This is a genomic window from Komagataeibacter sp. FXV3 (genome assembly GCF_015155755.1).
In the GTDB taxonomy this organism is placed as follows: Bacteria; Pseudomonadota; Alphaproteobacteria; order Acetobacterales; family Acetobacteraceae; genus Komagataeibacter.
The window spans coordinates 1-10,886 of the sequence record NZ_VWPI01000045.1; the positions used below are offsets into that span (position 1 = coordinate 1).

Consider the following 10,886-nt stretch of genomic DNA (forward strand, 5'->3'; position numbering starts at 1 on the left):
CTGGCGGGACCAGCCAAGCGTGAGGCCTTTGCAAAAGTGCGCGCCGGTGACCCCGCGGAACCCGCCAGCCACATCACGACCGAGGGCGAACTCATCTGGCTTATGGACAAGGCGGCGGCGGGACAATGAACGTGGTAAAGGCCGCCGCGCCGCCAGCGGGGCGCAGGATGGATAATGCAGCCAGCCAGAAGGATAACAGGAACCCGGACATGACAAGCCAGATCAGTGACCCGCGCGAGGAACAGAAACGCCATGCCGCGATCGAAGCCGCGTCCATGGTCAGGGAAGGCATGGTGGTCGGCCTTGGTTCAGGCACCACATCGGCCTACATGATTGACGAACTGGGCCGCCGATGGGCTGAAGGCCTGCGGTTTGCCGCCATTCCCACATCCGAACGCTCGGCCGAGCAGGCGCGCTCGCACGGGATCAAACTGGTGACATTCGCCACCCATCCGCTGATCGATCTTGATATTGACGGCGCGGATGAAGTGGAGATGGGCACGCTCAACCTGATCAAGGGACGCGGCGGGGCGCTGTTTCGGGAAAAGATCGTGGCCGCGGCCTCACGTCGCTTCGTGGTGGTGGTGGATGAAAGCAAGCTGGTGCCACGGCTGGGTCACCACATGCCCGTGCCGGTGGAGGTCACGACATTCGGCTGGGAACTGACGGCCACCCGGCTGCAGGATCTGGGCGCACGTCCCATTTTGCGGCTGGACCAGCATGGCGTGCCCTTCAACACCGACGGGGGCAACCTGATCCTGGACTGCAATTTCGGGGAAATCCCGGATTCCGTGGCATTGGCGCGCAGGATCCGCTCCATCGTGGGCGTCATCGAAAGTGGCCTGTTCATTGGCCGCACGTCCGAAGTCATCGTGGCGGGCCGGGACGGCCTGAAACATCTCATGGCCGCATGACCATGTGCCTGTTACCGCATGGTGGCAGGTTTGTGCCGGTCATCTGAACGTTTCATGAAACCAGTGGAACAATGAGCATGGGGAAGATTTCAAAAGCGAGGCCGTAAGGATTGCGTTGAGCAGGCAGGCGGTCACGCACGCGTTGGGAACTGACCGATGGACTGCCTGTGCCGCCTGAAAGGACGGGTTTATCGAAATAATAAAAATATATTCCGATATATCTTGACGTAAGATATATCGGAACGTATATCGGTAAGCATGAAACACAGAAACAGACACGCAGGCGGTCGTAACCGCCAGACTTTCTCCCCCGAAGGCATGGCAGGTTCCGGGGAACCCCGCCGCCATCACGGTCGCGGTGGACACCACGGCGGTGGCCGCCGGGGCGGGCGTCACCGGCTGTTCGATTATGGTGAGATGCGGCTTCTGGTCCTCTCGCTGATCGCTCAAAAACCGACCTACGGCTACGAACTGATCCGCATGATCGAGGAAAAGTTCGGTGGCAGCTACGCCCCCAGCCCCGGCGTGATCTACCCCACGCTGACATGGCTGGATGAAGCGGGTTACGCCCGGATTGTCGAAGCCGATGGCCGCAAGAACTACCACATCACGCCGGAAGGCGAGGCCTTCCTGGCCGCCAGCGGTGCGGCCCTCGATGAAATCCTGTCCCGTGCTGCAACAGGTGCGGCAGAGGGCAGGGGAGGTCGCAAGGATGTCCCGATGCCGGTCATGCGCGGCATGGAAAACCTGCGCACGGCACTGCGCCTGAGGCTGCGCAACGGTGGCCTTGATAAAGACGCCGAGGAAAAGATCGCAGCCCTGCTGGACGATGCCGCCCGGGCGATCGGGCAGGTCTGAAAGCGCAATTTCCCCGCCCGGTTGGCCAACAGGCCGCCCGGTCAGGGTGCCCCATAATCCCGCCATGTATGGATCTGTTGTTTACGGACTGTCATGGCGTGCTTTGTGAGTGACCGGACAAAGGTTGCTCACGTTCCAGACTATCCATCCGGCGATCTGGAACATTTACCGCAATAGTCCGGCCCATGCAGGAACATCAGTTCTGGCCCGGATATTCCCGATACTGCCCATTACATCACACGACCTCACATTTATGGCACGACGGACCAGAGGTCGAACCGAAGGATATATCATGAAGCGTTCAATTCTGTTTGCCCTTGCCCTTGGCATCTCCCTTCCGCTGGCAGCTCAGGCCCAGTCCCCTGACCAGAACCAGGGCAGCGGGCAGGGCGAACATCGTGGCCATGGCGGTCACGGCCATCACGGTGGCAGGCATGGCGGCCACAGTCATCATGGGGGGCAGGGCGGCGACCACCAGAATGGTGGTGACCAGAACGACGGTCCCGGTGGCGAACGCGGGGATCGCGGTGGTGAAAACCGCGGCGGCCAGAACAACGGCCCCGGCGCGCATGACAACCATGGCAGCGACGGCCAGAACGGCAACTGGGGTGAACACGGCGGCGACCGTAACGGCGGTGGCGGGAACCAGAACAGCAGCGGTTCCAACTGATCCCGTCCCCACAGCAGAAGGCCCGGCAATATGCCGGGCCTTTTTTGTTGAAAAGACCGGGCCCGCGCCATGCTGCCTGACCGTTCTGAACACAACCGGCAGAAAAGCACGCTGACAGGCAGGGACGTGCATGCAACCTGTCACCGGCCATTTCCGTTGCACGTGAACCTGTCAGAGGAGGAACGTCATGTTCAGGATGCAGGTCAGAAATAATCCGGATATTCCCGTGCCGTCTGAACCGCCGACCACGGTACCACCGCCCACACCCATTCCGGATCCCGGGCCTGACCCGGATGACGATCCGCTGGATGATCCCCGGCCGGATGTACCGGACTGGGGCAGTGATGACGAACCGGTTGATCCGCCCACGGATGACCCGCTTGATCCGTTTGCACCCGATGAGAAAGACAGGGGCACCGTCGAAGACTGGTAAGCCGGGGGTACATTTCGTGACGGGAACACAACCGGTTGGCGGATTAAGGTTGGGCCACAACAGGTGCAATGCCACTGCTGTTTCATTTACCTGCCTTTTCGGCATTCGCCATGACCATGTTCCTGATAAACGGCGTCTCGTTCGCGTGACAGATGCTGCTGCCCGTCTGGCTCATCCATGCCTGCGGCGTCCCACCCGACCGCACGGGCCTGTTCATGCGCCCGCTGCGGGTGGGGATGATGTGCGGCTATCCCCTGATGGACTGTCTGGCCGATCGCTCTGGCATTCGCGGGCTGAGTGGTTGCGGTGCGCTCTGCACCTGCACCTGCATCGGCACGCTGCTGCTGGCTGTTGCCCTGTTCCTGCGCGGTGCGGGGACAGGCACAGTCGGCATCCCCGCCATGAGCGCGGGTTATGCATCCGTCGCACAGCCGGATATTCTCGTGGCAACAACCGCCCTGAACATCGTGCAGTGGATCGGCGACCCGACCCTGACAACGCTCTGCGCCACCTTCCTCGGATGGCGACTGTCGGCAGATATGCTGCCAAAGGCACGCGCCACGACATGACAACGATCCACTGCGCGGCATTCCGGCATACGGTCACTTTCCGCGCCGTCGCCTGCGTCCATGCGGCAAGAGGGGGGGCTCCATGAGATGCCTGTAGTCATTTACCATACGGTAAACCCGGCATCGACATTGACAATGGCCCCGGTCATAAGACTGGCGGCGTCCGATGCCAGAAACTGCACGACCGAGGCGACCTCGTCTGGCTGGCCTACGCGGTGCATGGGCGTGCCATCCAGCCATGCGGCATACAGGCGCGGATTTTCCATGCCAAAGCGGGTCAGGGTCGTCTCGATATAGGTGGGGGCCACCGCATTGACCCGTATCCCGCGCGTGGCCCATTCTGCCGCAAGGGAGCGTGTGTACTGGTGCACGCCTGCCTTTGATGCGTTATAGGCCGCCTGTTCCTGTGGGCGGTTGACAATCAGGCCCGACATGGACCCGATATTCACGATCGTGCCATGACCCTGTTCCAGCATGATGCGGCCAAATGCCCGGCAGCAGCGAAAAATGCCGTTGAGGTTGATATCAACCTGTTTCAGCCACTGTGCATCCGTCATGTCTTCGGCCCGGACTTCGGATATGCAGATCCCGGCACTACAGACCAGGATATCGACACGGCCTTCCCCGGCCTTGATCCGTGTGGCGCAGGCATCCACCTGTGCCGTATCGGTTACGTCCAGTGCCATGGCCGATACATCCAGCCCCTGCGCTGCCAGTTCGGCCACGGCACGTGCCGCAAGTTCCGTATCACGATCGGCGATAATGACGCGGGCGCCGAATTCCGCCAGCGCCGTAACGCAGGCCAGACCAATATTCTGCGCGCCGCCGGTGACAACCGCGACACGTCCGTCAAGACGGAGTTTTTCCGTATACATATGCCTATGTCCTGAACAGGTAAGCCGTTTTCATGCACCCGCAAGCAGCGGATGATCCGTGCTGCGGGCCAGCGCCATACCGTCTGCATCAAACAGATGACAGTGTTCTTCCTCAAACGTCATGCATATGGGGGTATCGGCACTGTCGGTATTGTCCCCGCCCGTCTGCACGACAATCATCTGTCCGTCAGGCAGGCGCACATGCAAAAGCGTGACGGCCCCCAGCCGCTCGCTGACCTCGACCATGCCCTGTACCGCCCCTTGCGGGTCAATACGGATATGTTCGGGCCGGATGCCCAGCGTGGCAGGCGCACCGACTTCCAGCCCGCCCTGTTGCGTGGGGATGGATACGCTGAGTGTTTCCGTCCGTACCTGCATGGTCCCGTCAGGGTCATGGGCATTGATGGTAGCGGGCAGCAGGTTCATGGGCGGGGATCCCATGAAACGGGCGACAAACAGGTTGCGGGGCCGGTGATAGAGTTCCAGCGGGGTGCCGATCTGCTCCACGACACCTTTGTCGAGGACCACGATCCGGTCGGCCATGGTCATGGCTTCCACCTGATCATGGGTTACGTAGATGGTCGTTGCATCCAGCCGCCGGTGCAGGCTGGCCAGTTCCACGCGCATCTGCCCACGGAGCGCGGCGTCGAGATTGGACAGCGGTTCATCAAACAGGAAGACCCTGGGATTACGCACGATCGCGCGTCCGATCGCCACGCGCTGCCGCTGGCCACCCGAAAGCTGGCCCGGCTTGTGATCAAGATAGGGATCAAGCTGCAGGATGCGCGCCACGTCACCGATACGCTGCCGCCGCTCGGCTTCGGGCATGCCGGCAAGCCGCAGCGAAAACTCCATGTTGCGGTAAACATTCATGTGCGGATACAGCGCATAGGACTGGAAGACCATTGCCACGCCGCGTCGCGCGGGTTCGGTGTCGTTCACCCGCTGCCCGTCAATCAGCAGGTCGCCTGCACTTATGTCCTCCAGCCCCGCGATCATGCGCAGCAGGGTGGATTTGCCGCACCCCGAAGGGCCGACAAAGACGATGAATTCCCGCTCGGCAATGGCAAGCGAGACACCCTTGATGATTTCCTCATGCAGATAGGTCTTGCGCAGGTTACGCAGTTCTACTGTCGCCATGGTATGTTCCTGTTGCTGCCGCGCGGGTTATTCGCCCCGGTTCTATTTCACCGCCCCGAATGTCAGGCCGCGTACAAGCTGTTTCTGGCTGACCCAGCCAAAGACCATGATGGGTGCCACCGCCAGCGTGGAGGCGGCCGACAGCTTGGCGAAAAACAGTCCTTCGGGTGAGGAGAAGGACGCAATGAACGTTGTCAGCGGTGCCGCAATGGAAGAGGTCAGGTTCAGTGACCAGAACGTTTCATTCCAGCACAGGATCAGGGAAAGCAGTCCGGTCGAGGCAATGCCCGGCAGCGCCAGCGGCATAAGCACCTGTGTTACTTCCTGCCAGCGTGTCGCCCCGTCCATTCGCCCGGCTTCCAGTATGGCGACCGGCACTTCCCTGAAAAAAGTATAGAGCATCCATACCGTAATGGGCAGGTTGGTCAGCATGTAGATCACGATCAGCCCCGTCCGGCTGTCCAGCAGGCCGGTGGCGCGGGCCAGCAGGTAGATCGGTACCAGCACGCCCACCGATGGCAGCATGCGGGTGGACAGCATCCACAGCAGGGTCATGCGCGTGCGCGGCCCGGGCAGGAACGCCATGGCGTAGGCGGCGGGAATGGATACCAGCAGGGCCACCAGGGTTGCCATGACCGAAATCACGACGCTGTTGGTGGCGAAATGCCAGTAATTCTCCCGCGCGAATACATCCTGATAGCTTGAAAGCGTGGGATGGAAGAGGAAATGTGGCGGTGTGGAGAGGGCGTCAGGCTCACTTTTGAAACCCGTCAGGAACATCCACAGGATCGGGAAGAACATCCATAATGCAATGCCCCAGGCCAGGACGGTGATTGCGGCATGGCGCAGGCGTGTGCTGGTTCTTGCCATGTCAGGTCTCCAGATTGCGGGCCACGGCGCGCAGCAGGAAGGCCGCCACGATATTGGCGACGACAATGGCCACGACACCACCGGCCGAGGCCCCGCCCACATCAAACTGCAGCAGGGCGCGTGAATAGATGAGAAACGCCAGATTGGTGGAGGCGACACCGGGTCCACCTGCGGTGGTGACCGAAATTTCGGCAAATATGGTCAGCAGGAAAATGGTCTCGATCATGATTACGACCGTAATCGCACGCGACAGGTGGGGCAGGGTGATGTTGATGAACTGCGCCACCATGCCCGCGCCGTCCATGCGCGCGGCTTCCTTCTGTTCCATATCAAGCGACTGGATGGCGGTCAGCAGGATCAGGACCGCAAAGGGCAGCCATTCCCATGCCACGATCATCACCAGCGTTGCCAGTGGATAGCGTGACAGCCAGTCGATCGGTGTCAGGCCCACGGCCCGCATCATGGCGGAATACACGCCATAGATCGGGTGCAGCATGAGGTTCTTCCACAGCAGGGCGGCAACCGTGGGCATGATGAAGAACGGCGAGATGACCAGGACGCGGGCAATGCCGCGCCCTGCGAACGCCTCGTTATACAGGACCGCCAGCAATGTCCCCAGCCCCACCGATATGGCCAGCACGCCGCCAACCAGAATGGCCGTATTTTCCAGCGATGTCATGAAATCCGGATCGGTCAGCAGGTACCAGTAATTGTTGATGCCCGCAAAACCCTGCTGGGTCGGGTCCACCAGGTTATAGTTTCGTAACGAATACCACAGCGTCATAAGCAACGGCACCACCGACCATAACAGCAGCAGCATGATCGCGGGGGATTGCAGCACGAAGCCCTGCAGGTGCCTGCCGCGGGCGGCACGGCCCGCAGGATTGTCCATTACGGGTGGATGTACTGCCACTTTGTCCATCTTCGCCCCCTCAGTGCAGGTAACCGGACTGGCGCATGGTGCGGCTTACGGAGGCCTGTGCCGCACCCAGCGCCTGTTCGACCGTCATCTGGCCCGACAGCGTTGCCGCAACGGTCTGGCCAACCTGGGTGCCTATGGCCTGAAAGGGTGCGATGCCGACAAACTGCGCGCCACCATACGAGCGTGGCTGCTTTGTCTGACCATTGGGATCGGCGTTGTCTATGGCGGAATGGACGAACGTGGCGAATGGCGCCGCCTTCTGGTAATCAGGGTTGTCATAGGTGGACACACGGGTCCCCGCTGGCACCGCCACCCAGCCTTCATGCTGCGCCACAAGCTGGACATAGGTTCTGGACGTCGCCCATTCTATGAAAATGCGCGCGTCATCCGCATGTCTGGATGATGCGGGAATGGCAAGGTTCCAGCTCCACAGCCATGTCGGTCCCTTGCCATACGGACCGGTGGGGGCGGCGGAAAAACCGACCCTGTCGGCCACATGCGACTGCCTGGGATCAAACAGCAGGCCGCCCGCAACGGTTGAATCCACCCATATGCCGCAATGACCGCTGGCGAACAGGGCCAGGTTTTCATTAAATCCATTTGACGTGGCGCCGGGTGGCCCGTCGGCCTTCATGGCCGATACATACCACTGCAGTGCCGCCTTCCATTCCGGGGTATCAAGCATTGGCTTCCACCCTTCGCCAAACCACTGCCCGCCAAACGTATTCACCAGCGAGGTGACATAGGCCATGTTCTCGCCCCAGCCCGGTTTGCCACGCAGGCACAGGCCATAGGTCTGGCTGTCCCTGTCCGTGATCCTGTCGGCATAGGTGCGGATCTGGTCATAGGTGGGGTGCTGCGGCATGGTCAGCCCGGCCTTCTGGAACAGATCGGTCCGGTAATAGGTCATGACACTTTCCGCATAGAACGGCAGGGCATACAGTCTGGAGTCCACACTCAGCCCGGCGCGTACGGAAGGCACGATGTCATTCACATCATAATCCGGCCCGGGTTTCAGTTCGGCCAGCCATCCCTGCCTTGCCCATATTGGTACTTCGTAATTGCCAATGGTCAGGATATCGAACTGCCCGGCATGGGTTGCGATATCGGTCGTCACACGCTGGCGCAGGACGTTTTCCTCCAGCGTGACCCAGTTCAGGTGAATATCGGGGTGGGCTTTTTCAAACTCGCCTGACAGCTGTTTCATGATGATCATGTCACCATTATTGACCGTGGCGATTGTCAGCGTACCGCCCGCCTGCGCGCCACCGGCCAGCAGCATGCCGGCAGCGGTCATGCAGGCCAGGATCCTGGAAGTCGCCATTACAATACCCTTTATTGATTTGTTCCGTTTTTTTTGCGGTATCTGGCCTGAAAGCCCGGTTCTCGGGTTTTTGTGTAAAGCGCCACGGAAACCTTCCGGTTCCCATGATGCCTGTCTTATTTGTTCATGATCTGCCTGTAACGGATCTGGTCAGCATACATCTGGGTAAAGACCCCGAATTTTCTGGCATGAAAGGCAGCACTCCCGGCACAGGGCCGTATTTCCGCCCGTATGCGCGTCATGCCGGTCATGGCCGCCCGGATGGAGGGATATACCCCCGCCGCGACCGCACCCAGTATCGCGCTGCCCAGCAGCACGGAATCAGGTTCTTCCGGCAGCACGATACGGCAGCCGGTGGCATTGGCATGCTCGCGGACGAAAACGGGGTTTTTCGTTCCCCCGCCGGTGGCGATGATCGTATCGATCGCATAGCCCTGCCGGTTCAGCACCGTTACGATATCGCGTGTGCCATAAGCCAGTGCCTGTATTGTCGCCAGATACAGTAATGCCAGATCATGCGTCGTGGCACTTAGAACAAGCCCGCTGACCATGCCACGCAGGGTCGGATCGGCATGGGGGGAACGGTTGCCATGGAAATCCGGCATGACGTGCAGGTCTTCCGTCAGCGTACCTGCGGGCCGGTCGCCTTCGGTTTCGGCAAGCAGGTCGTTAAGGACCTGATAGACCGTCCTGCCTTCGTTTTCAGCCTGCTGGCGTAACGCCGGTGTGGCGGGATGGGTGGCGATGATGAAATCGATCAGGCTGCCCGTGGCCGACTGGCCTGCTTCATTCAGCCACATGTCCGGTAGCATGGCATCACGGTAGGGGCCCCAGACACCGGGCACGAAGCGGGGCAGGGGAGAGACCGCCATGTGGCAGCTCGACGTGCCGCCAATCAATGCCAGACGCTGGTTGAATGCAGGCGGTTCGCCATCTGTCGTGCCCCCCATCACGCCAATGCCACCCGCATGCGCATCAATGGCGGATACCGCGACCGGAATACCCGCCGGAAGGCCCAATTCCATGGCTGCCCGCGCGTCCAGCCCGCGCCCGACACGTTCGCCCAGGGCCTTGATGTCCGTGCCGATGCGGCGGTACCCTTCATCAGCCAGCACGCCAAGGCCTATGGCCCGGAAATAGGTATCATCCCAGCGGTTCTCATGCGCGAGGTAAGTCCATTTGCATACGGTTGAACAGCGAGAGCGCGAACTGACCCCGGTTGCGCGCCAGGTCAGGTAATCCGGCAGGTCAAGGAAAAGGGCGGCGCGCGCGAATACATCGGGCAGATGGCGCTTGAGCCATAACAGCTTTGGTGTTTCCATCTCGGGCGAAATCATGCCGCCCACGTAACGCAGCACGTCATGATGGCCTGCATTGATCCCGGCAGCCTCGGCCATGGCACGGTGATCCATCCACAGGATCACGTCCTGCCCCGGCGCACCATCAGCATCAATGGACAGTGGCTGGCCATCAGGACCAGCCACCACCAGCGAACAGGTCGCGTCAAACCCGATACCCCGTACATCCAGCGTTTCTCCTGCCGCATCCCGCGCCATGGTCATGGCGATGCCAACGCTGGCACACACCGCGCGCCATATGTCAGCAGAGGACTGCTGCATGTAACCGGCACGTGGCTGCCACGTACGGGTTGGCGTACTGCCTGCGCCCAGCTTGTAGCCGTCCAGTGTAAAAATGCCCGCACGTGCGCTGCCTGTTCCCACATCAATGCCAATGACGACATCCATTACCTGGTCCATTCCTTCATGTCGGGGGAGCCGCCCCTGTCCGGCCACGGAAACCCGGTTCCCCGGGCAACAGGGAAAAAGGATGCACAGGGAAAAGCCTTCATTTTCCCATGATAATCGTGTCTTCTTCGACCTTGGCCTGCAAGGCCTGCTGCTGCGCGCGCAGTTGTGCGGGCAGAAAGGGGTAAATCAGGTATTCATAGACGGTTGCCCCCAGCAGGCCGCCAATCAGGGGACCAACAACGGGCACCCACCAGTAATGACCCGCCGCCGGAAGGGCGGCTTCATGCCATCCGGCCATATAGGCGAACAGTCGTGGCCCGAGGTCACGGGCGGGATTTATGGCCCATGCTTCCAGATATCCCATGGAGGCGCCAATGGCCGCGACCAGGAATCCAATGATCAGCGCACCGAAATTGGCGCCTGGCGCCATTTCGTTATACTGTTCGGTAACGGTAAAGATACCGAATACCAGTATGGCGGTCAGGATGATTTCATCACTGAAGGCATGCCATACGGTTATGCCCGACGCGGGTGCGGTAAAGAATACGCCCGCAGCCCCACCC

General features: G+C 60.7%; 11 protein-coding genes and 2 pseudogenes. 6 read left to right on the forward strand and 7 right to left on the reverse strand.

What is annotated here, in order from left to right; all coding sequences use genetic code 11:
- The 6 genes and pseudogenes from F1542_RS04515 to F1542_RS04540 all read left to right on the forward strand — a co-directional run.
- Positions 1 to 129, forward strand: a pseudogene (locus F1542_RS04515) (6-phosphogluconolactonase); the annotation flags it as partial.
- Positions 130 to 209: 80 nt separating this feature from the next.
- On the forward strand, positions 210 to 914 hold the full coding sequence (gene rpiA / locus F1542_RS04520) for a ribose-5-phosphate isomerase RpiA (protein ID WP_193732001.1): 705 nt from the start codon (positions 210 to 212) through the stop codon (positions 912 to 914).
- A 258-nt stretch (positions 915 to 1,172) separates the two neighbouring features.
- Complete coding sequence (locus F1542_RS04525; protein WP_193731992.1) at positions 1,173 to 1,772, forward strand: PadR family transcriptional regulator; 600 nt, start codon at positions 1,173 to 1,175, stop codon at positions 1,770 to 1,772.
- 292 nt (positions 1,773 to 2,064) lie between these two features.
- On the forward strand, positions 2,065 to 2,442 hold the full coding sequence (locus F1542_RS04530) for a hypothetical protein (RefSeq protein WP_193731993.1): 378 nt from the start codon (positions 2,065 to 2,067) through the stop codon (positions 2,440 to 2,442).
- A gap of 226 nt (positions 2,443 to 2,668) precedes the next feature.
- Positions 2,669 to 2,875, forward strand: a complete 207-nt coding sequence (locus F1542_RS04535) for a hypothetical protein (protein WP_346011781.1) — start codon at positions 2,669 to 2,671, stop codon at positions 2,873 to 2,875.
- 77 nt (positions 2,876 to 2,952) lie between these two features.
- Positions 2,953 to 3,408 (forward strand): annotated as a pseudogene (locus F1542_RS04540) (MFS transporter); the annotation flags it as partial.
- A gap of 137 nt (positions 3,409 to 3,545) precedes the next feature.
- Here F1542_RS04540 and F1542_RS04545 read toward each other — a convergent pair.
- The 7 genes from F1542_RS04545 to F1542_RS04575 all read right to left on the reverse strand — a co-directional run.
- Complete coding sequence (locus tag F1542_RS04545) at positions 3,546 to 4,319, reverse strand: SDR family NAD(P)-dependent oxidoreductase (protein WP_193731995.1); 774 nt, start codon at positions 4,317 to 4,319, stop codon at positions 3,546 to 3,548.
- A gap of 30 nt (positions 4,320 to 4,349) precedes the next feature.
- Positions 4,350 to 5,459, reverse strand: a complete 1,110-nt coding sequence (locus tag F1542_RS04550; RefSeq protein WP_193731996.1) for an ABC transporter ATP-binding protein — start codon at positions 5,457 to 5,459, stop codon at positions 4,350 to 4,352.
- Between the two features lie 42 nt (positions 5,460 to 5,501).
- A complete protein-coding gene (locus F1542_RS04555; RefSeq protein ID WP_193731997.1) occupies positions 5,502 to 6,329 on the reverse strand; it encodes a carbohydrate ABC transporter permease in 828 nt (275 codons plus the stop codon).
- A gap of 1 nt (position 6,330) precedes the next feature.
- Positions 6,331 to 7,251 (reverse strand): carbohydrate ABC transporter permease, encoded by a 921-nt coding sequence (locus F1542_RS04560; RefSeq protein WP_227672476.1) that lies wholly within the window; start codon positions 7,249 to 7,251, stop codon positions 6,331 to 6,333.
- 10 nt (positions 7,252 to 7,261) lie between these two features.
- The gene (locus tag F1542_RS04565) at positions 7,262 to 8,548 is read right to left on the reverse strand and encodes a sugar ABC transporter substrate-binding protein (protein ID WP_227672477.1); all 1,287 of its coding nucleotides are present in this window, start codon (positions 8,546 to 8,548) and stop codon (positions 7,262 to 7,264) included.
- Positions 8,549 to 8,691: 143 nt separating this feature from the next.
- Positions 8,692 to 10,320, reverse strand: a complete 1,629-nt coding sequence (locus tag F1542_RS04570; RefSeq protein ID WP_193731999.1) for an FGGY-family carbohydrate kinase — start codon at positions 10,318 to 10,320, stop codon at positions 8,692 to 8,694.
- Between the two features lie 100 nt (positions 10,321 to 10,420).
- On the reverse strand, positions 10,421 to 10,886 hold a 466-nt coding region (locus tag F1542_RS04575), incomplete at its 5' end, for an MIP/aquaporin family protein (RefSeq protein WP_193732000.1).